The following is a 21,816-nucleotide window of genomic DNA, read 5'->3' as shown; positions in this document are numbered from 1 at the left end:
GTTTTTGGGGTGCACTGGTTTTGTTCTGATAATGTTAAGATGTAGTTGTATTTACTATTCCATAAAAAAATATCATTTAAGAAAGCTAATTTTGGGGCTTAACCTGTTTTGTATATAGAACTGGTAGAGAATATAAATTATGTGGTATAATAACATCCTCGAAACCGTTGGCAACACGCCACTGGTGAAACTGAATAAAATTGCTAAAGATATCCCTGCAACCGTGCTGGCCAAAATAGAGACCACCAACCCCGGCAACTCTATAAAAGACCGCATGGCCCTTAAAATGATAGAGGATGCCGAGAAAAGCGGCAAACTAAAACCGGGCGGTACTATTATTGAAGGCACAAGCGGTAACACTGGTATGGGCCTTGCCATTGCGGCAGTTATTAAAGGCTACAAATGTATTTTCACCAGTACCGATAAACAATCGAAAGAAAAATTTGATGCCCTGCGTGCCTTTGGAGCCGAGGTAATTGTGTGCCCTACCAATGTGGAGCCTGAAGACCCGCGGTCGTACTATTCGGTATCATCGCGCCTGGAGCGCGAGGTGCCAAACTCGTGGAAGCCGAACCAGTACGATAACCTGAGCAACTCGCAGGCGCATTACGAGCAAACCGGCCCCGAAATTTGGGCACAAACCGAAGGCAAGATCACTCACCTGATAGCAGGAGTAGGCACCGGCGGTACAATATCGGGCACGGCGCGTTACTTAAAGGAGCAAAACCCCAACATCAAGGTTTTGGGTATTGATACCTATGGCTCGGTGTTTAAAAAATATAAGGAGACAGGCGAGTTCGATAAGAACGAAATATACCCATACATTACCGAAGGTATTGGCGAAGACTTTTTGCCGCAGAACGTTGATTTTAGCCTGATAGACCACTTTGAAAAGGTAACCGATATGGATGCCGCCCTCATGACGCGTGAGATAGCCCGCAAGGAAGCCATCTTCGCCGGTAATTCTACAGGTTCGGCTGTGGCGGGTTTGCTGCAGATGAAAGATATGTTCAAAGAAGGTGATGTGGTGGTGATTATCTTCCCCGACCATGGCACCCGCTACCTGGGCAAAATGTATAACGACGACTGGCTGCGCGACCGCGGTTTCATTAAAGAAGAAAAACTGACCGCACGCCATATCCTCAGCAGAAAAGAAAGCCAGGAGATCGTAACCATCGACTGCGAGAAAACCGTGCTGGAAGCTATCAATACCATCAAATCGCTCAATATTTCGCAGATACCTGTTACTCAAAAAGGTATGGTAATAGGCAAAATAACCGAAAGCGATATCCTGACATCGCTGATGGAGAACCCCGGCATCAAATCGCAACCGGTATCAAGTATTTCTACGGCGCCATTCCCGTTCATCGATCTGAATACTTCTATAGATAAGATATCGGGCATGATCAATAAAGATAACATTGCCGTGTTGGTTGAGGACGAGGCCGGTAGGATAGAGATCATTACGCAGTACGATATTATCAACGCGATATCGGCGTAAGCTAAGCTGAAAGAATTTTTGTAGAGGCGCGATATTTCGCGCCTCTTTTTTGTATGTTAGGGTATGCCAAATTTTTCTGTTCAGTATTTAAAGCGCGCTCACAAAGCTTCTATTTTTCATTATGCTGAAGTTTTAAGATCGGAGCTTTGTGTATGTTTTCACTGTTTGGCCAAGTTTACTCCAACAGAGATCGAAATATGGACAGACGAGGATGATCCGCGCGGCAAAACAGCGATGTGTCCTGAATGTGGCGTTGATGCTGTATTGAGTTCGTTATCGGGTTATCCCATAAACGAGAGGGAGTTTTTGAAGGAAATGAATCGGTACTTTTTTTCCTGATAAATTTATTCTGAAAGCGGCTCGGTACTTCGCGTCTTTTTTTGCTATTTTTCGTTTGTGAAAAAACTCCTTATCGCCTGTTTATTGCTGTTTACCGGGTGCGACCATACCTGGCAAAACCTCCCGCTTTCTACGGAGGATGCACGGACCATCATAAAATATAACCTGAAATATTACCGCCTGCCAAAACGTAAATTCGCTCCATCTGCCCTTACTGATGAGCGCAGCGCGGTAAAAGCGGCGGAGAAAGTATTATTCCCTATATACGGCAGAGAGGTTATCCGAGATGAGCACCCATACACTGTTGGCTTTGCCGATGGTTATTGGGTAATTTATGGTTATTTGCCGGCTAATGCCCCGGGCGGGGTATTTAGTATTGTGCTATATGGCGAAACCGGCGAAGTGCTTTCGATAGCGCACGGGAAGTAATTAGTATAGTTATCTAAACAAACCCCTTATAATTATTCTGTGAGAAACCTCCTTATAGTATTTGTTCTATTATTTGCAGGATGCGATACAACATGGCAAAATTTGCAGATGCGCCCGGATGTAGCTAAGGAATACGTTAAGGCCGCATTAGTGGCACAAAAGCGATATCAACGAACTTATCCTGTTTCGAAGGCAAAAATAACCGACGAAAAAAGCTTTGTTAAAGCGGCAGAACCAATTCTTTTCGATGTATACGGGAGGGAAGAGATCACAGAACAAAAGCCCTATACCGTTGGCCGTGCTGATGGCTATTGGGTAATGTGGGGGCATTTGTGGGCAGACCATGGCGGAGTATTCTATATCATAATGGAGGAGCGAACGGGTAAGGTTATCTATTTAACGCATAGTTTATAACCTGTTGCCCATACGCCTTGAAATTGGTACTTCATCTGCACATCTGTAATTGCATCCCGAACATTCTGGACACATTTCGCAACCTACCACTTCTTAAATATCACGAACACCGCCAGCACAATAAGTGCAAAACCCACCAAATGGTTCCAACCCAGCTTTTCGGTTTTGAAGAATACGATGGTGAAAACCATAAAGAGCGTGAGCGTAATGGCCTCCTGTATGGTTTTTAGCTGAACCAGGGTGAATGGGCCGCCATCGCCCCTAAAGCCGGCCTTATTTGCCGGCACCTGGAATAGGTACTCGAAGAACGCCAGCCCCCAGCTGATAAATATGATGGATATCAACCCAAGGTTTTTACCCCAGTCGTATTCCTTAAATTTAAGGTGCCCATACCAGGCGAAGGTCATGAAGGTGTTGGATATGATGAGAAAGATGATGGTTTTTAGTCCGCGCATAGTACACGATTAAGCGAGATTGTTTAACAGGATTAAGGGATCTAAGGATTTATACAGGATTTATTTTTTAACTGTCTATCAAACCACATCATGCTGAACTTGTTTCAGCACCCCATCATATAAGCCACAATGCATAGCCGTTTTGCATGAGCGCTACCTGCCTTGTGGGCTCCCGAAACAAGTTCGGGACGACGGTAGGGGCATCTACTGCAATCTTTTCTTCGCCAATTCTGCCCTGTAAACTTCATTCAATTTTGGCGATGGGTTTACCAAAATATATATCCTTGTACCTTTTTCGCGGGCGAGCGGCGTCAGCACTTCGCCGGTTTGTTTGTAGCTTTCCAGTAGAGGAGCAAGGCGGGCGGTTACGTTGTCGTCATCGTCTACGTAGATAATGTATTTGCCATCTAAATTATCGGGTGCCCAAAGTGCAAAACTGCTGTTAAGGCTTACCACATCGGGCATGTTGTATTTTTTGTGGTAGTGGTGCAATGCACCTGCCTCGCCGTAGTTGTCGGCATATATTTGGGCGTGCTTTTGTTGCTCGGGTGTGAGGCTGTGGTAAGCTGCTGCTGCTTTTTGCGCCATTTCTTCCCAGCCCAGCATGTCGGCATAATCTTGCGTTAGCGGGTGTTGCTTTTGGTCTTCCCAGGTAACGGCGAATTTCAGGAACTCGGCGTGTTCACTGGCGTATTTAAAGGCGGCTAATGTTTTATCTAACGATAGCACAGGAAGGAATAGCGGTAGCAGCAACAAATTAGGCAATATCAAAAACACTACAACAGCCACGCGCAATACCACCCAGCTGCGTTTGATGAGCTTCTCTACCGCAAAACCACCGGCCGCGAACAGCATAGGGTAGGCACCAAAAATATAATAGGCTTTTCCATCCATATAAACCAGGAACAGGAATATCATTACATAAGCAATGGCCAAATACCTGAACCGGCGTAACTTGAACGATACCAGCAGGAAAACAAAGCCGGTAAGCCAAATGAACAGCGAGGGCCCATTTACCAGCAGTTGCTCAAATATGAAATCGGACGGTTTCACGTAATCTAACTGTGTAGCACGGAGTTCCTTCATGTGCGTGATCACCGGCAGGTGATGCACAAATTGCCATATCACGTTAGGCAAAAATATCAGGAAAGCGATCAATGCCGAAATAAGCACATGTTTATTAAACAGTAGCTTACGCTCTTTGCTAATGAGTATACCGATGATGAGCGAACCCGTAAAAAAGGCCATAGTGTACTTGGTAAGCATACCCAGCCCAACGGCCGCGCCAAGCCAGTACAAATAGCGTACATCGGCGGTGTTAAGGTATTTGCAAAACAACCAAACGGTAACAACCCACCAAAGCTGATCGAACACCACTGGTTGAAACAAATAACCGCTGGCCACAAATGCAGGCGCAAAAGTAAGGCTAAGGCAGGCAAGGGTAATAGCAAAGCGGCGGCCGCCGAGCTCGACAACAATACGGCCCGTAAGCCATACAATTAGCCCGCTGGCAATAGTAGGGAAAACGCGCGACGCAAATTCCGAATCACCAAAAACAGAAAGGGAAATTTTTGCCAGCACGGCTATAAATGGCGGTACTTCTTTGTAGCCCCAATCGAGGTGGTCGGCCAGTACCAAATGCAAAAACTCATCGCGATGAAAGCCAAAACGGCTGATGCCAAATGCGTTAAGCAGCACTCGCAGTGCAACAAAAATTAAGATAAATTTAGAATAGCCCGGCTTCCGGTTTTTATAGGACATTGTGGCTTGCTTGGTGGGCTAAAGATATTTAAAAAGCCGAAAGAACAAAAGAGGTAATGCAGAACATCGAATGCCGAACACCGAATGATGAAGTAAGCTATTGTTTTTCACTTCATCATTCGGTATTCGAAGTTGATCATTCGATATTTAAGATCAAACGCGTGTTATATCCGCACCAAGTGCTTTAAGGCGGGCATCGATGTTTTGGTAGCCGCGCTCTATTTGCTCTATATTGTAGATGGTTGATTTGCCTTGTGCCGATAGGGCAGCGATAAGCAATGATACCCCTGCACGTATATCGGGCGAGGTCATGGATATACCGCGAAGCTGTATTTGTTTATCCAAACCGATAACCGTAGCACGGTGCGGGTCGCAAAGGATGATGTTAGCGCCCATATCCAGCAATTTATCCACAAAGAATAAACGGCTCTCGAACATTTTTTGATGGATCAACACCGAACCCTTTGCCTGTGTGGCCACTACCAATACAATGCTCAACAAGTCGGGGGTGAAGCCCGGCCATGGGGCATCGGCAACAGTAAGTAACGAGCCATCGATAAAGGTATCAATCTCGTAATGGTCTTGCGAAGGGATGTAAATATCATCGCCACGAAGCTCCATTTGTATACCCAGGCGTTTGAAAACGTCGGGGATCATGCCCAGTTCTTTGTACTTAACGTCTTTAATGGTGATCTCGGAACCGGTCATGGCGGCAAGGCCAATGAACGAGCCGATCTCGATCATATCCGGCAGCATGGTATGCTCGGTACCACCAAGGCTGTCAACACCTTCAATAGTGAGCAGGTTTGAGCCTATGCCGCTGATCTTAGCGCCCATGCGCACCAGCATTTTGCAAAGCTGCTGCAGGTAGGGCTCGCAGGCGGCGTTGTAAATGGTGGTAGTACCTTTTGATAATACGGCCGCCATTACAATGTTGGCAGTACCGGTTACTGATGCTTCATCAAGCAGGATGTAAGTACCGCGAAGGTTAGAAGCATCTACGTTGTAAAAACCGGTCTCGGGGTTATAATCAAAGCGTGCGCCCAGTTTCTCAAAGCCCAGGAAGTGGGTATCCAGCCTGCGGCGGCCAATTTTATCGCCACCCGGTTTTGGGATAGAGGCCTTGCCGAAACGCGCCAGCAGCGGGCCTAATATCATGATAGATCCGCGTAAACCACCGCCCTTGGTTTTAAAGGCTTCGGAGTTAAAGAAATCCTGGTCGATCTCTTTGGCCTCGAAGGTGCAAACATCGCGCGAGATGCGGTTCACCTCAACGCCCATATCGCCTAATAATTCTATCAGTTTATTAACATCCTGAATATCGGGGATGTTATTGATGGTCATTTTTTCGCCGGTAAGCAATACGGCAGAAATAATTTGCAGTGCCTCGTTCTTGGCGCCCTGCGGAATAATTTCGCCCTTTAACTTCTTACCGCCCTGTATCTCAAATGCGTTTCTCATAGTTTGGTTCATAGCTTATAGTTCATAGATCATGGCAAACGCCGGTTATCTATGCCCTCATTATCGGCAACAAAGATTATAAAATTATCCAACAATTATATTTCAGAAACACAAACAATCGAACCTCAAAAAGTTTTCGCCAATGACCCAATGACCCAATGACCCAATGACCCAATGACCCAATGACCCAATGACCCAATGACCCAATTAGTATTTCTTCGCCCCGCCATTATTGCGGTTACGGTTTTGGTTGTTATTGTTATTGCGGTTTTGGTTGTTATTGTTGGTACGGCCGCCGTTATTGTTATTGCGGTTTTGGTTGTTATTGTTGGTGCGCCCGCCGCGGTTATTATTATTGCTTTGGTTGTTGTTGTTATTGTTGTTGCGGAACTCAACTTTATTCAGGTTCACGTTTTCTTCCAGCTTCAACTCGCCGCCCGAAAGGTAATTCAGGTCTGATAAAATGATCTCATCAGCAACCGAATCTTTGTTCCACTGTACGTAGGCCATTTTCATGAAGTTGGCGATAGCCTGCACCATGTGACGTTTGCGCTCGGGCTCGTCAATGTTTTTTGCCTTCTCAATCATCATCTCTATGGTTTTGCCATAGTGTTTGTAGCGGATGCGTTGGTGCGGGTATTTGAGCGGTTCGGGTTTCAGATGGATAGCTTCAGGGCTTGGTTTCGGGTATGGTGAATCCACATCCAGCTGAAAATCGGAGATGATGTGCAGGTGGTCCCAAAGTTTGTGTTTAAAGTCGGCCACATCGCGCAGGTGCGGGTTTAAAAAGCCCATCAGGTCTATCACCACTTGTGCGTATTTGTTGCGTTCGTCTTTAGTGGGCAGTGCAACAATGTATTTCACCATGTTTTGCACATTGCGGCCATATTCGGTTAGTAAAAGTTTGCTCCTGGTAGAGTTATAATCGAACTCGCCAGGCAATTTGGTTAATGCCATGTAATTGTATTTGAAATAAATAAAATTGTCTTGAAGAAAGTTCCGGTGCATGGACAGTTCCGCGAAGGATGGAAACTGGAGCACCGAAATGAATGTGTACGAAGTACGAACGCAAAGATATTGGTTTTGTGTTGCAAGTGCAAAAAGATATTTAGTGGTAAATTTTGCCGCAAATAGCGCAGAGAAAAAACGCAAAGAAGCGTAAAGGCTTGCAAACTTTCTATTTAAGCTAAAGGAACAAAAGTGAACTTCTGAAAGTTTGTTCCTTAAATTAACCACAAGATAGGCTTTGTGCTCCTTTGCGAAAACTTTGCGGCCTTTGCGGTTAAATAGCCACCAACAATTTAATAGATTTGTTATCGAGACATACACTATGAACATCACCCATATCGATATCTACCGCTTCAGCATCCCCATGGAGCCCTTTACCATTGCTACCGGTACTATGGACCATGCTGCCAATACTTTTATCCGCGTGCATACCGATGCGGGTTTTTACGGGGTGGGAGAGTGCTCTGCCTTCCCGATGATAGTTGGCGAAACGCAGGAAACCTGCCTGGTCATGGCGAAGGACTTTGCCAAACTATGGAAAGGTCAAAATGCGCTGGATATACCTGCTCGTATGCAGCAACTGCATGATGCTACCGCCGGTAATGGCACCATTAAAAGTGCCTTTGATATGGCTTTGTATGATATTGCCGCCAAAAATGCGGGTTTGCCCCTTTACAAGTTTTTAGGCGGAGAGAAGCGCGTTGTAGAAAGCGATATCACCATAGGCATTGGTACGCCCGAAGTAATGGCTCAAAAAGCTATCGGTTTTAAAGCTTCCGGTGCGGCAATATTAAAGGTAAAGCTGGGCAAAGGTGCCGAAACCGATGTGGAGCGCATTAAGCAAATACGCGAAGCTGTTGGCCCGGACATGAAGATACGCATAGATGCCAACCAGGGTTGGACCTTTGAGGAAGCAAGTTTTGCACTACAGGCTTTGGGGCAGTACGACATAGAATTTTGCGAACAACCTATGCGCACCTGGTACGATGATAAGCTACCCGAACTGATGAACATATCGCCGGTGAAAATAATGGCAGATGAAAGTGTGTATATCCATCACGATGCCCGCAAGCAAATAGAAAGCGGAAGCTGCCATTACGTAAACATTAAAATGGCTAAAGCCGGCGGCATTACCGAAGCTAAAAAGATACACGATACCTGCGCCGAGCGCGGCATCCCCTGCATGATGGGCGGCATGCTCGAGAGTCGCATTGCCCTCAGCAGCAAACTGCACTTTGTTTACGCCAGCCCTAACATCCAATTTTATGATATGGATACCTGCAAACTGGGCCATTTAGTAGACCCATGCGTGGGCGGTGCGCAATACAATGGCTACTTCTTAGATATTGCCGATGCTCCGGGAATAGGTGCTGATGCGGATGAAGATTTTTTGGAAGGGTGTGAGCGGTGGAGTATTTAATTATCTGAACTCGAATTTTAGAAGAATTTTTAGAATTTGTCGAATTGGAAGATCACGCTTTCTGCATGGTTCTTCTAATTCGACAAATCCGAGTTCAGAAAAAGGCCGCTACTTACTCAATTCCGTAAAGTACTTATGGAACAACGGAATGGTTTCTATCCCTTTATAATAATTAAAGATATCATATTTCTCATTAGGCGAGTGCAGCGCATCGCTATCAAGCCCAAAGCCCATTAATACCGTTTTTATCCCCAATTCAGCTTCAAACAAGGCAACAATAGGTATGCTGCCGCCGCCGCGGGTTGGTATAGGTTGTTTACCGAATGATTCGGCGATAGCCTTTTGTGCCGCTTTATAGGCAATACTATCGGTTGGGGTAACCACCGGTTCGCCGCCATGGTGTGGGGCAACTTTTACCTTTACGTAAGGCGGGGCTATCTTCAGGAAATGATTGGTAAACAATTGAGTGATCTTATCACTGGTTTGGTTGGGTACCAAACGCATCGAAATTTTGGCGCTGGCTTTTGACGGCAGCACGGTTTTAGCGCCTTCGCCAATGTAGCCGCCCCAAATGCCGTTTACCTCCAGCGTTGGGCGGGTGCCTGTGCGCTCGAAGGTAGTGTAACCTTTCTCGCCCCAGGTTTCGGCAATGTCCAGGTCCTTTTTGTATTCTTCCTCGTCGTACGGTGCAGCGTTTAGTTCTGCGCGTTCGGTTTCGGTGAGTTCTATAACATCATCATAAAAGCCGGGGATGGTGATGTGGTTATCCTCATCGTGCAGGGAGGCTATCATTTTAGCCAGTATAGTAGCCGGGTTGGCTACAGCGCCACCATACACGCCCGAGTGCAGGTCGCGGTTGGGGCCGGTAACTTCTACTTCAAGGTAAGATAGCCCGCGCAGTCCGGTTTCCAGCGAAGGATTCTCCATGCTGATCATCGAGGTGTCTGATATCAGCACTACATCAGCCTTTAGGCGCTCTTTGTTGGCGTTCACAAATATGCCCAGGTTGCTCGAGCCTACTTCTTCCTCGCCTTCAATCATAAATTTGATATTGCAAGGGAGCGTATCGGTCTGCATCATCAGTTCGAAGGCCTTTACGTGCATGTAAAACTGGCCTTTATCGTCGCAGGCGCCGCGGGCATAAATTTTACCATCGCGAACGGTTGGTTCGAAAGGGGGCGTGAGCCACAGTTCCAGCGGGTCGGCCGGCTGCACATCGTAATGGCCGTAAACCAAAACGGTAGGTAACGAACCATCTATAATTTTCTCGCCGTAAACTATAGGGTAGCCGGCTGTTTGGCAAACTTCTACGTTATCGGCACCGGCATCGGTGAGTTTTTTTGCCACATAATTGGCAGCGTTCAAAACATCGGGTTTGTATTTTGGGTCGGCACTTACAGATGGGAAGCGCAGCAGTTCGAACAATTCATCCAGCAAACGCTGTTTATTTTCTTCGATATATTGTTTTATAAGCGTCATGGTAAATGTGTTTGTGGCAAATATAGTGTTGTTGGGTTTAATTTATAGCGATGGGTTTCAAACCCATCGCTATAAATTAAAATAGGAGATTGATAGAATAATAAAATGGTATCACTTGCTTTTCCGGCATCAAAAGCGCAGGGGGCTTGTGCGATTCCTTCCCCGGGGAAGGTGGAGGAAGGGGTAACCACATAGCATTTCCGCTTTGCATATCGGCTAAACCCCTCCCTGCCTTTGCGCACGGGCAGCCGCACCCCTCCCCGGGGAGGGAATTAGAAAATTCTCCTTTAAAAATCTTTTCTTCTCCTCTTGCAAAACCCATTAAAACTCCATTTATTTGCTAAATCAATTTAGCTTTGTAAGCCTATCTCATTTTAATGAAGCGTTTTTACCTGATCTTATGTTTAGCCACTCTTGGGCTGCGCCTGACTGCGCAAACTACCCCGCCTTTTAAAGCAGGAGATAGGGTGGTATTTACCGGCAACAGCATTACCGATGGCGGGCATTATCATTCGTACATCTGGCTGTATTATCTAACGCATTTTCCCAACCGCCGTATGGAGTTCTTCAACGCGGGTATTGGCGGCGATGTGTCGCGCCAGATCTACGAGCGGTTGGATGGCGACGTGTTCGCCCACAAACCTACAGTGGTTACGCTTACCTTCGGCATGAACGATACCGGCTACCAAAACCTGAAAGGCGCTAAGGTCGACTCGGTTTATACAGCAAAAGTTGCCGAGTCGCTCAAAAGCTTTGCGTTAATAACCGATAAACTTAAGCAGCATCCCGAAACGAGGAAGGTGATGATAGCCTCTTCGCCGTACGACGAAACCGCCAAAATAAAAACAACACCTCTGCGCGGTAAAAACGCCGCCATGCAAAAAATAGCCGCAGCACAAAAGGTAACGGCCTCAACTAATAAATGGGACTTTGTAGATTTTGCGACACCTATGACGGGTATCAACCAACAGGGCCAGCAAACCGATTCGGCATTTACTTTAGAGGGCAGCGACCGTATACACCCTACAAACGACGGGCAAATGGTAATGGCCTACACGTTTTTAAAAGCCCAGGGTTTAGCCGGAAAAAGCGTAGCTAAAATGACATTTGATGCCAAAAATAAAAAAATCGTTTTAGCGGAAAATTGTAATGTTACTCAACCTATCATAAGCACGGAGAGCGTTAAATTCACCTACCTGGCCAACTCGCTGCCGTATCCTATGGATACCATACCGAGCGGTTTCGGGCAGCCGCAAAAGGCACAAAGCATGGCTTTAAAGATCATTCCGTTCACCGATGAATTTAACCGTGAAGTGTTGCAGATAACAGGTTTGCAAAACAAACCATACCAGCTTACTATCGACGGTAAGACCATTGGAACATACAGTGGTACGCAATTGGGCGAGGGGCTAAATCTGGCTACGATAACAAGCACGCCGCAATACCAGCAAGCGCTTGCGGTAATGCACATCAACGAGGAACGCTGGGCCGTAGAGCGCCGCCTGCGCGAGTATTACTGGATACATTACTCTATCTTAAAGCCTAAAGGCATGCTATTTAACGATGGCGATGCTACTATAGATTCGTTGCAGAAGTATGGCAAAAAGGATTTCTTCGTCGCGCTTACCATTCCTACTTACCAAAAGGCAAGGTTCAAGGCCGTGCGGTCGGCCTGGCAAAAGGAAATAGACCTTCTTACTAACGAAATGTACACCGTCAACAAACCCGTTGCACATCGTTTCGAGATCACCCTGGTTAATTAATATTGATGAAACTTCTACCAAAAATATTTTGTGCGGCTTTAATGGCAACAGCATTTTCGCAAAGCGCATCGGCACAAACAGCTTATTATATCGATGGCTACCACGGCGGTATTTGGGGGCATTACCCCGATTGGAATACGCGCTTTATGGCCGATATGCTGAAGAAGAACCCAAACTGGAAAATAAATATTGAACTGGAGCCCGAGACCTGGGCACGCGCGAAAGCTGTAGACCCCACAGCCTACGCCGACTTTAAGGCATTATTTGCTGACCAATCCCTCAATACCCGTATCGAATACGTAAACCCTGCCTATGCACAGAGTTACAACTACAATATCTCGGGCGAAAGCATTATCCGCCAGTTTAGTTATGGGATGAAGATGGTAAAGGCGCATTTTCCGGAAGCCGTGTTCAGTAGTTATTCGTCGGAAGAGCCTTGTTTTACCAGTGCACTGCCGCAGATATTAAAGTCGTTCGGCTTTAAATATGCATCGCTTAAAAACCCTAATACCTGTTGGGGCGGCTATGTGCAAAGCCATGCCGGTGAACTGGTGAACTGGATAGGGCCGGATGGCAGTAGTTTGATCACCTCGCCGAGGTATGATGTAGAGAAGCTGTCGCCAAAGTCTACCTGGCAAACCATCGCCTGGAATAACTCGCCCGAGTACATCAATGCTGCTTTTAAAGCAGGTATGCCGCACCCCGTGGGCATGACCTTGCAGGATGCCGGCTGGAAAGAAGGCCCCTTTATTGGCGACGGGCAAAAAGGCGCCTTAAAAAGCGAGTACACTACCTGGCGCAACTACTTTGGTAACATAGCCAAAAAAGATGCCCGCGTAGATTGGAAGGTATCGCAGGAAGATATGCTGGTGAGCCTGGTTTGGGGCTCGCAGGTGATGCAGCAGATAGCGCAGGAAGTGAGGGTGTCTGAAAATAAACTGGTAATGGCCGAAAAACTGGCAGCAATGGCCAGGATATACAAGAACGCCCCATGGCCTCAGGCGCAACTGGATTCAGCCTGGCGCACTCTGCTATTATCACAGCACCACGATTGCTGGATAGTTCCCTACAACGGCAAACCCGGCGATACCTGGGCGGATAAAGTGGTAAAGTGGACGAACAATACAAACTCCATTTGCGATAGTATTATCAGTGTATCGATGCAAACACTTAGTAGCGGTAATGCAGGGCGCAACATTACCGTTTATAACACCACGGGAACCAACAGGGCAGAAGCCTTTGCGGTACAGCTACCGGCCGGATTTAATGCTGCCGATGTAACTTTAACAAACGCAAGCGGAAAACAGGTTACGGCTCAGTTATCGGCAGATAAAACCGCTTTGATATTCGGGGCAAGCGTGCCTGCAATGGGCTATGCCACTTATCAATTAAACAAAAATGCAGTAGCAGCAACAAGCGGATCGATAGCGAAGGAACTGGCGGATGGTAAATACCTTTTAGAAACTGATCTCTACAAAATAATCATCGACCCTGCCCATGGCGGCACTATGAAAAGCATCATCGCCAAAAAATTGGGGAACAAAGAGTTTATTGATCAGGCCAATGCCCGAAGCTTTAACGAATTGCGCGGTAACTTTTATAACGATGGGGGCTTTAAATCGACCGCTGACGCGCCTGCAAAGATCGAAGTATTGGAGAATGGTCCATTGCAGGCAAAAGTTGTTATTAAGGGCACTATTAATGGCAGTGCGTACACTCAAACCATATCGCTGGCGCAAGGGCAGCCGCGCATAGATGTGTCGCTTAACATAGACTGGAAAGGTAACCCTGCCGTTGGTGCCCCAACCGCTAAAGGCAGCTACAGGCTGGATAACCCCGTTAAAGCTTTTTATGACGACCGCGAGAAACTCCTGGCCTACTTCCCGCTGAACCTGCAAAAGCAGAAGGTTTACAAGAATGCTCCCTTTGATGTTACCGAAAGTAAACTGGACGATACCTTTTTTACCCGTTGGGATAGCATCAAAAACAACGTGCTGCTGAACTGGGTAGATGTTACCGATGGCGAGGGCAAATACGGCATGGCGTTGTTTACCGATCATACCACCAATTATGCCCACGGCAAGGATTTTCCGCTGGCTTTAGATATCCAATACTCCGGCATGGGCCTCTGGAACCGCGACCATAAAATTACCGGCCCTACCACCATCAACTATGCGCTGTTGCCACACGCAGGCAAATGGGATAAGGCAGGCATAGAAGCAGATAACGCCAATTGGAATGCACCTTTGGTTGCTGTAGTATCTGATAAAGCTGCTGCGGCTTCTGCTAAGTCGTTGATACAAGTGCCGGCGGGTTACGAGGTTTCTGCTGTGAATTTTGAGGGGAATGATATGCTGGTGAGGCTTTTCAATACAGGCGATGTCGCACCGGGTAAAGTAGTATTTAACCTGAAAGCTGATAAAGCCCAACTAACCGAGCTCGACGGCAGGGTAGGGCAGGTTCTAAAATTAACCAAATCCAAGAACGGCGGACTAAGCACAGGAATTAGCATACCGAAGTTTGGAATAAGGACGATTAGGTTGGTGAACGCGAGGGGTATTTAAAGAATATGTTCAATAACCATAGCGATGGTTTTAAACCCATCGCTATGGTTTGAAGCACCCTGCCGCCGTGCCGGGCGTCCACGCCCGGCGCAATAACATTTGTAAGCGTCCACGCTTACTTACATAAAAACGTTGTCCGTCAGTAAGCGTGGACGCTTAAAAGTGTTTGCATCCAGGCGTGGACGCCTGGATGGGCGATAATGTTTAGGTGTTCTGTTAATTCCTAAAATTCTATAAAAATTCTAGTTCAGATTAAGTCAATTTCACCCCCATTAGTGTCGCAAATACATTTATGAAAAATAATTCCGCTAAAATTTGCTAAATCGTTTTTTCTTGTATAATATTGAACATATTTATAAGCCATTTTTAAAAACACGGAGAGCGGCACCCGTCTCGCCGTTTTATTATTGAACCGTTGCAGCAAAGCCATTACGTTACGCCATTTTAATGGGCGCATGCGGGTTTTTGTGCTGTTTTTATGCTAAAATGAAAATGTATTCTGCTTTTAAAAAATATATCCTTGCCATTGCAGCACTGGCTTTGCCGGGTTTGCAAAATGTACGCGCTCAAAATTATGCGCAGTATGTAAACCCATTTATCGGGGCCAGTACCAGTACTGCCGATGCAGGCGTTTACCACGGCCTTGGTAAAACCTTCCCGGGTGCGGCCACGCCTTACGGCATGGTGCAGCTTAGCCCCAATACCATTACCGGTGGCGATAACGGCTCGGGCTACAGCTACGAGCATAAAAGCATCGAAGGTTTTGCGTTTACGCAAATGAGCGGCATTGGCTGGTACGGCGACCTGGGTAATTTCCTGGTTATGCCAACTACGGGTACGCTAAAAACCAAGGCAGGTACACTCGAGCATCCCGAGGGTGGCTACCGCTCGGCTTATGCCAAAGCAAGCGAAAAAGCATCGGCAGGTTATTACAGCGTACAGCTTACCGATAACAATATTAAAGCAGAAGCTACGGCTGCGCCGCACAGCGGCATGTTGCGCTTTACCTTCCCAAAAAACGAACTATCGCGCATACAGATCGATCTGGCGCGTAGGGTAGGGGGCACTTCCACGCTGCAATACGTAAAAGTGGTTAACGCCAATACCATTGAAGGCTGGATGAAGTGCACGCCCGAAGGCGGCGGTTGGGGCAACGGCGACGGCCATGCCGAGTATACCGTGTACTTCTATGCTCAATTCAGCAAGCCGTTGAAAGATTATGGCGTATGGAGCGCCGATATTCCCGATGGCTGGGTGCGCAAGCGCGAAGAAGTAGGCAGCGATAAATACCAGGATGCTGTAGCACATGCAGACATCCTGAAAGGTGTTAAAGAAAAACAAGGCAAACACCTCGGCTTCTACACCAATTTTGCCACTAAAGCAAACGAGCAGGTGTTGATGAAAGCGGGGATCTCCTTTGTGAACATGGCCGGTGCAAAAACAAACCTGCAAACCGAAATAAAAGACTGGAACTTTGATGCCCTGCATCAACGCACCACCGCGCTTTGGAATAAAGCTTTAGCCAAGGTTGCCATACAAGGCGGCACTACCGAGCAGAAGAAAGTGTTTTACACCGCCCTGTACCACACCATGATAGACCCGCGCATTGTTAACGATGTAGACGGGCATTATCCCGGCGGCGATGGCAAAGCGCACCTGAACCCTGCGTTCAAAAAACGTACAATCTTTAGCGGCTGGGACGTTTTCCGCAGCCAGATGCCGCTGCAAACCATCATTAACCCATCGTTGGTGAACGATCAGATAAACTCGCTGATTACGCTTGCTGATGAAAAGAACAAAAACTATTTCGAGCGCTGGGAACTGCTGAATGCCTATAGCGGCTGTATGTTCGGCAATCCTGCAGTATCGGTAGTAACTGATGCTTATGCAAAGGGCATCCGCAATTATGATGTGAAGAAAGCTTATGAGCTTTCGGTGGGTTCGGTAGAAAAGTTCGGTAATGGCGATAAAGGCTACACATCGGGCGGTAACAGCATTGCTTTAACATTAGAGTATGCTTACACCGAATGGTGCGTATCGCAACTGGCGGGATGGTTAAAACACCCGCAAGATGTTACCAAATATGCATCGCGCAGCAAAAGCTATAAAAACATTTGGGATAAAGAGAAGGGCTGGTTCCGCCCGCGCGAAGATGATGGCAGCTGGAAGGCCTGGCCCGATTCGGGGCGCTTGACCCAATGGTACGGTACTTTCGAAACCAACCCTTATCAGCAAGGCTGGTTTGTACCGCAGGATGTTGACGGAATGGTGCAGCTGATGGGCGGCAAAGAAAAAGTGCTTGCCGACCTGGATAAACTCTTTGCCAAAACGCCTGATAACATGATGTGGAACGATTACTACAACCACGCCAACGAGCCGGTGCACCATGTGCCTTTCCTGTACAACCGCCTCGGCCAGCCATGGCTCACCCAAAAATGGACCCGAGAGATATGCCGCCGCGCCTACAAAAACTCGGTTGAGGGTTTGGTGGGCAACGAAGATGTAGGGCAAATGTCGGCTTGGTATGTGTTAGCCGCTGCGGGCCTGCACCCCGTTACGCCCGGCGATACCCGTCAGGAGATCACCAGCCCGGTGTTTGATAAAGTAACGCTGAAACTCGACCCTAAATACGCCAAAGGCACATCTTTCAGTGTAATCGCTAAAAATAATTCGCCCTCAAATATTTATATACAAAGCGCTCTTTTGAATGGCAAGCCCTACAATAAATGCTACATAGATTACTCGACAATAGCTGCCGGCGGTACACTGGAGCTAACCATGGGGGCGCAGCCGAACAAAAACTGGGGCACAAATTAAAACACAAACATGAAAAAACTTTACTCGTTACTAATAGGGTTGGGCCTTTATACCGCTGCCCAGGCCCAAACAATTGCCCCCTTTAAAGAGGGCGACCGTATAGCCTTTGTGGGCAACAGCATTACCGATGGCGGGCACTACCACTCGTATATATGGCTGTATTACATGACGCATTTCCCCGGCCGCCGTATTACCTGCTATAACGTTGGTATAGGCGGCGATGCTATAGGCAATATTGCTACCCGTTTTGATGATGATGTATTCGGCAAAAAGCCAAACGTGCTTACCCTCACCTGGGGCATGAACGATACCGGCTACTTTGAATGGTACCGTAAAGATGCTCTGCAATTTATTGATACCCGGCTGGCAACATCATACAAAACCTACGAGGCATTGGCCGATAAGCTGAAAAAACGCACCGATATCCGCAAGATATTGATACTGGGTTCGCCTTATGATGAAACCACCAAATTCAGTGGTAAAAACATTTATCCCGGCAAAGCCGATGCGTTCTCAAAAGTGATCGACTACCAAATGGCATCTGCCAAAAAGAACAACTGGGGATATGTTGACTTTTACCACCCGATGGATGCCATCAACAAACGCGAGCAGGCGAAAGACAGCACGTTTAGCTTAACCCCTAATGACCGTATACACCCCGATAATAACGGGCATTTGGTTATGGCATACCTTTTCCTGAAAACACAGGGCCTGAGTAATGGCGTAGTGGCCGATGTAGCAATAAATGCAGCAAATAAAACCGTTGGTAAGCAGGTGAATAGCAAAGTTTCAAATTTAGCGGGAAGTGCTAAATCGATATCTTTCAGTTACTTGGCTAACTCCTTGCCTTATCCTATAGATACTATTCCGCGTGGCTGGGGGAACAATAAAAAGCAGAGTGAAGGCCTGAAGGTAGTGCCCTTTACGCACGACTTTAACCGCGAAATGCTGGCCGTTAGCAACCTTGCCGCCGGTAATTACGATCTGCTGATAGACGGCGAGAAAATGGGTAGCTGGAGCGCAGCTGATTTGGCTAACGGTATTAATCTTGCCGAAATAAGCACCACCCCGCAATACCAGCAAGCCATACAAATACGCGAACTGAACGAAGAACGCTGGGAAATTGAACGCCGCCTGCGTAACTATATGTGGATGGAATACGATTTCCTGAAAGATAAAGGCATGCTGTATAAGGACAATAATGCCGCGATGGATTCGGTGAAAGTACACTCCGTAAAAAACATTTTTGTGAATGGCAATAAGGATAATTATAGCCGCGCCCGCTACAAAAGCGTACGCACCGCCTGGCAAAAAGAGATGGATGTATTGATTAACGAGATATACACCATCAATAAGCCTAAAACGCACAAGGTAGAAATAGTAGCTTCAAAATAATTGCACTCGCTCAACTATAGCGATGGGGTTGAAACCCATCGCTATAAAAATATCTCACACCCTCCAAATTTCAGTCTCTCAATATAATACTGTTATACAACCATGAATGTTAAAAAAACTATTGCGCTGCTGCTGTTCTGCGCTGCACTTATAGGCTCTAAAGCTAATGCAGCAACGGTAGATACTGCCCTTACCCACAGCGCCGCCATGAACCGCGACATTAAAGCGGTTGTAGTAAAGCCTGCCGATTACACAGCATCAAAAAAATACCCGGTGCTATACCTGCTGCATGGCTTCAGCGGTAATTACTCCGACTGGATAAAAAAGATCCCCGCCATTACCAAACTGGCAGACACTTACCACTTTATTATAGTATGCCCCGATGGTGCTTTTGCAGGCTGGTATTTCGATAGCCCTGTTAATAAAGATTTTATGTACGAAACCTACGTATCTACCGAGTTGGTAAATTATGTTGATAAACATTACTCAACCATTGCCAACCGCAAGGGGAGGGCAATTACCGGGCTAAGCATGGGCGGGCACGGTGCATTTTTTATAGCGTTTAAACATCAGGATACTTTTGGCGCCGCAGGTAGCATGAGCGGCGTGCTGGATATACGGCAGTTTGCCGATAGCTATGGCATTGAACAATTACTTGGTAAATACAGCGAAAGCCCGGAAGTATGGGAAAAACATTGCGTTTTGAGTTTGATATATCTTATAAAACCCAACGCTTTGGCGATTACTTTCGATTGCGGGTACGACGATGTAATGTATAGCGGCAACCAAAAAATGCACGAAGAATTGCTTATGCGCCGCATCCCGCACGATTATACTGTGCGCCCGGGAGGCCATTCATGGGAATATTGGGGCAACTCTATCACCTACCAATCGCTGTTTTTTAGCAGGTACTTTAATGGCGAAAAATAAGGCTGGGCTGTATTGTTATTAATATAAGTTATTAGGCTTTTAAATGTTGTAAAAATGTTAAGCAACAGCCCTTTAAGGTGGCAAATTCTTAAAAAATTATAAAGTAATAAAAAAGTTATAAAAAACTTTGCTAAATCGTTTTTCTAAACTATATTAGCATAGTAATTTTAAACCAAAATTATAAACCAATTATACGGGCATTAAACCGGGCGCTAATGAGCGTTAAAATTTGTCCGCTTTGCTAAAACGATTTTTCAAGCAAACCAATATAAAGTACTGAAGCTTAGCGGCTTTGTTATAATAAACCATATAGTATGAGAAAACTTTACTTTCAGAAGGTTACTTACTCCTTTTTTGTGGCCCTACTGGTGCTGGCATCCTGTAAAAAGGATGGCTTTTTGGGGCAAACCACCACATCAAACCTAACCGAGGAAACCGTATTTAAAGATAGCGCCAACACCGTGGGCTTCCTGGCGGGCATATATGCCAATGTGGGCTTTAGCGCTTCGGCAAGCCGGTTTACGTACGGGCCTAATGCGCTCAATCAAACACCTAATGGCGGGCTCGATGCTTCATCTGACGAAGCTGAGCCTTTCAATACCGGCGGTTCAACCGCTGTAGCATGGGCATCGGGCGCTATAAACGCTGCCGTAGCCACTAACGATGCTTACAAAACCTGTTACGTAAACATTCGTTCGGTAAACCAATTACTTAAAAATTTGCCAAAAACGCCTATAAACGCCTTCAACAAAAACCTGATGAAGGCCGAAGCGCGTTTTCTGCGCGCCTGGTATTACGCCATATTGTTAAAACATTATGGCGGTGTGCATTTGGTAGGCGATAGTATTTACAATTATACCGATGCCATACCCGCCGTGCGTAATACTTATGAGGAATGCGTGAATTACATTGTGGCAGAGTGCGATGCTGCAGGGCAGGAGTTGCCCAATGCACAGGTTGGCGTAAATTATGGCCGTGCGTCGCGGGGCTCGTGCCTGGCGCTTAAGGCGCGTGTGCTGTTATATGCAGCAAGCCCGTTGTTCAACGGCCAGTCGCTTACCGGTACCAAAAACGATTTGTTACTGGGTTATAGTGGTTACAATAAAGAGCGTTGGAAGGCTGCAGCCGATGCTGCTGAAGCTGTTATTGGTTTAGGGGCTTATCAATTATATACCGATAATGCCACTGCGCCGGGTTATGGTTTCCAGTTCGTTTTTACAAAAAGGTATAATACAGAATATATATTCCAGCTGATGAGGCCAAGCAGCAATGCCGACCTCGAGTCGTTATTTCAGCCGCCATCGCGTACCGGTAAAAATGGTGCTTTCCCGCTGCAGGGTTTAGTTGATGCGTTCCCGATGAGGAATGGCAAAGCTATAACCGACCCAACATCGGGTTACGATCCGCAAAATCCATACGCCAACCGCGATCCGCGTTTAGATTATACGGTAGTGCGCGATCAAACGCCTATGCAAAACAGGCTTGCTTCCGGATTTTCGCCTGTAAACATTTACCAGGGCATATTTAATGGCGTAGCTACCGGGCAGGATGCCGTGCATAGGGGCACCGTAACAGGTTACTATACCAACAAAATGCTTTCGCCAAATGCGGTTGCAAATGATTTTACGCACCCAACAGAGCGTGTATTGCCGCTAATGCGCTATGCTGAGGTATTATTAAACTATGCCGAAGCCTCTAACGAATACAATGGCCCATCAGGCCTGGTGTATACTGCTGTAGAGGCCGTACGCCAGCGCGCAGGACTCAACCCTTACCAACTTCCTGCAGGGCTTAGCCAGGTACAAATGCGGGAGGTGATACAAAACGAACGACGCATAGAACTGGCCTTTGAGGAACACCGCTTTTGGGATGTGCGCCGCTGGAAAATTGCCGAACAAACCGATAATATACAAACCATGGGTATGGAAGTTAACCGCAATGGCGCTAACGTAACCTATACACAATTCCCGGTGCGTAAGCGCAATTTCCGTACGGCTATGTACTTGTGGCCTATACCACAAAGCGAGGTGGCCAAATCGCCCGAAGTAATACAAAACCCCGGTTATTAACCTGATACCAA

15 protein-coding genes are annotated in these 21,816 nt (G+C 46.7%); 10 read left to right on the top strand and 5 right to left on the bottom strand.

The window, feature by feature from the left end; all coding sequences use genetic code 11:
* The first annotated feature begins 139 nt into the window (after positions 1-139).
* From BC343_RS28675 to BC343_RS28660, 3 genes are all read left to right on the top strand, one after another.
* Positions 140-1,501 carry a pyridoxal-phosphate dependent enzyme gene (locus BC343_RS28675; RefSeq protein WP_078351247.1) on the top strand — a complete coding sequence of 454 codons (1,362 nt, stop codon included), beginning with the start codon at positions 140-142 and terminating at the stop codon, positions 1,499-1,501.
* A 396-nt stretch (positions 1,502-1,897) separates the two neighbouring features.
* Positions 1,898-2,269, top strand: coding sequence for an NTF2 fold immunity protein (locus BC343_RS28665; protein WP_162276968.1), 372 nt, complete (start codon positions 1,898-1,900; stop codon positions 2,267-2,269).
* A 39-nt stretch (positions 2,270-2,308) separates the two neighbouring features.
* Positions 2,309-2,683 carry an NTF2 fold immunity protein gene (locus BC343_RS28660; protein ID WP_143822393.1) on the top strand — a complete coding sequence of 125 codons (375 nt, stop codon included), beginning with the start codon at positions 2,309-2,311 and terminating at the stop codon, positions 2,681-2,683.
* A gap of 83 nt (positions 2,684-2,766) precedes the next feature.
* On the opposite strand, the gene BC343_RS28655 is transcribed toward BC343_RS28660, so the two are convergent.
* The 4 genes from BC343_RS28655 to BC343_RS28640 all read right to left on the bottom strand — a co-directional run bounded on the left by BC343_RS28655 (position 2,767) and on the right by BC343_RS28640 (position 7,317).
* Positions 2,767-3,138 (bottom strand): DMT family protein, encoded by a 372-nt coding sequence (locus BC343_RS28655; protein WP_078351243.1) that lies wholly within the window; start codon positions 3,136-3,138, stop codon positions 2,767-2,769.
* Between the two features lie 204 nt (positions 3,139-3,342).
* Positions 3,343-4,899: an ArnT family glycosyltransferase gene (locus BC343_RS28650; RefSeq protein WP_078351242.1), complete on the bottom strand. Its 1,557-nt coding sequence runs from the start codon at positions 4,897-4,899 to the stop codon at positions 3,343-3,345.
* Positions 4,900-5,052: 153 nt separating this feature from the next.
* The gene (gene murA / locus BC343_RS28645; protein WP_078351348.1) at positions 5,053-6,360 is read right to left on the bottom strand and encodes a UDP-N-acetylglucosamine 1-carboxyvinyltransferase; all 1,308 of its coding nucleotides are present in this window, start codon (positions 6,358-6,360) and stop codon (positions 5,053-5,055) included.
* Positions 6,361-6,567: 207 nt separating this feature from the next.
* On the bottom strand, positions 6,568-7,317 hold the full coding sequence (locus BC343_RS28640; RefSeq protein WP_078351241.1) for a DUF4290 domain-containing protein: 750 nt from the start codon (positions 7,315-7,317) through the stop codon (positions 6,568-6,570).
* 373 nt (positions 7,318-7,690) lie between these two features.
* Here BC343_RS28640 and BC343_RS28635 point away from each other — a divergent pair, with 373 nt between their 5' ends.
* Positions 7,691-8,788 (top strand): mandelate racemase/muconate lactonizing enzyme family protein, encoded by a 1,098-nt coding sequence (locus BC343_RS28635; RefSeq protein WP_078351240.1) that lies wholly within the window; start codon positions 7,691-7,693, stop codon positions 8,786-8,788.
* A 108-nt stretch (positions 8,789-8,896) separates the two neighbouring features.
* Here the strand turns inward: BC343_RS28635 and BC343_RS28630 are convergent, their stop codons facing one another.
* Entirely contained in the window at positions 8,897-10,267 is a 1,371-nt protein-coding gene (locus BC343_RS28630; RefSeq protein WP_078351239.1) for a dipeptidase, read from the bottom strand.
* Positions 10,268-10,644: 377 nt separating this feature from the next.
* On the opposite strand from BC343_RS28630, the gene BC343_RS28620 reads away from it, so the two are divergent.
* From BC343_RS28620 to BC343_RS28595, 6 genes are all read left to right on the top strand, one after another.
* The gene (locus BC343_RS28620) at positions 10,645-12,030 is read left to right on the top strand and encodes an SGNH/GDSL hydrolase family protein (RefSeq protein ID WP_078351237.1); all 1,386 of its coding nucleotides are present in this window, start codon (positions 10,645-10,647) and stop codon (positions 12,028-12,030) included.
* 41 nt (positions 12,031-12,071) lie between these two features.
* On the top strand, positions 12,072-14,594 hold the full coding sequence (locus BC343_RS28615; protein WP_078351236.1) for a glycoside hydrolase family 38 C-terminal domain-containing protein: 2,523 nt from the start codon (positions 12,072-12,074) through the stop codon (positions 14,592-14,594).
* 486 nt (positions 14,595-15,080) lie between these two features.
* Complete coding sequence (locus BC343_RS28610) at positions 15,081-17,411, top strand: GH92 family glycosyl hydrolase (RefSeq protein ID WP_078351235.1); 2,331 nt, start codon at positions 15,081-15,083, stop codon at positions 17,409-17,411.
* A 9-nt stretch (positions 17,412-17,420) separates the two neighbouring features.
* A complete protein-coding gene (locus tag BC343_RS28605; RefSeq protein ID WP_078351234.1) occupies positions 17,421-18,806 on the top strand; it encodes an SGNH/GDSL hydrolase family protein in 1,386 nt (461 codons plus the stop codon).
* Positions 18,807-18,908: 102 nt separating this feature from the next.
* Complete coding sequence (locus tag BC343_RS28600) at positions 18,909-19,736, top strand: alpha/beta hydrolase (RefSeq protein WP_078351233.1); 828 nt, start codon at positions 18,909-18,911, stop codon at positions 19,734-19,736.
* Positions 19,737-20,050: 314 nt separating this feature from the next.
* Positions 20,051-21,805 (top strand): RagB/SusD family nutrient uptake outer membrane protein, encoded by a 1,755-nt coding sequence (locus BC343_RS28595; protein WP_078351232.1) that lies wholly within the window; start codon positions 20,051-20,053, stop codon positions 21,803-21,805.
* Positions 21,806-21,816: the final 11 nt, after the last annotated feature.

Origin of the sequence: Mucilaginibacter pedocola (assembly GCF_002013915.1) — a bacterium.
GTDB lineage: Bacteria > Bacteroidota > Bacteroidia > Sphingobacteriales > Sphingobacteriaceae > Mucilaginibacter > Mucilaginibacter pedocola.
This window is presented reverse-complemented; position numbering and strand designations above follow the sequence as displayed.

Coding starts and splice junctions, on each gene's coding strand:
- BC343_RS28615 (WP_078351236.1), top strand. CDS start 12,072: ATGGCAACAGCATTTTCGCAAAGCGCATCGGCACAAACAGCTTATTAT.
- BC343_RS28595 (WP_078351232.1), top strand. CDS start 20,051: ATGAGAAAACTTTACTTTCAGAAGGTTACTTACTCCTTTTTTGTGGCC.
- BC343_RS28675 (WP_078351247.1), top strand. CDS start 140: ATGTGGTATAATAACATCCTCGAAACCGTTGGCAACACGCCACTGGTG.
- murA (WP_078351348.1), bottom strand. CDS start 6,360: ATGAGAAACGCATTTGAGATACAGGGCGGTAAGAAGTTAAAGGGCGAA.
- BC343_RS28610 (WP_078351235.1), top strand. CDS start 15,081: ATGAAAATGTATTCTGCTTTTAAAAAATATATCCTTGCCATTGCAGCA.
- BC343_RS28640 (WP_078351241.1), bottom strand. CDS start 7,317: ATGGCATTAACCAAATTGCCTGGCGAGTTCGATTATAACTCTACCAGG.
- BC343_RS28600 (WP_078351233.1), top strand. CDS start 18,909: ATGAATGTTAAAAAAACTATTGCGCTGCTGCTGTTCTGCGCTGCACTT.
- BC343_RS28650 (WP_078351242.1), bottom strand. CDS start 4,899: ATGTCCTATAAAAACCGGAAGCCGGGCTATTCTAAATTTATCTTAATT.
- BC343_RS28605 (WP_078351234.1), top strand. CDS start 17,421: ATGAAAAAACTTTACTCGTTACTAATAGGGTTGGGCCTTTATACCGCT.
- BC343_RS28620 (WP_078351237.1), top strand. CDS start 10,645: ATGAAGCGTTTTTACCTGATCTTATGTTTAGCCACTCTTGGGCTGCGC.
- BC343_RS28630 (WP_078351239.1), bottom strand. CDS start 10,267: ATGACGCTTATAAAACAATATATCGAAGAAAATAAACAGCGTTTGCTG.
- BC343_RS28655 (WP_078351243.1), bottom strand. CDS start 3,138: ATGCGCGGACTAAAAACCATCATCTTTCTCATCATATCCAACACCTTC.
- BC343_RS28635 (WP_078351240.1), top strand. CDS start 7,691: ATGAACATCACCCATATCGATATCTACCGCTTCAGCATCCCCATGGAG.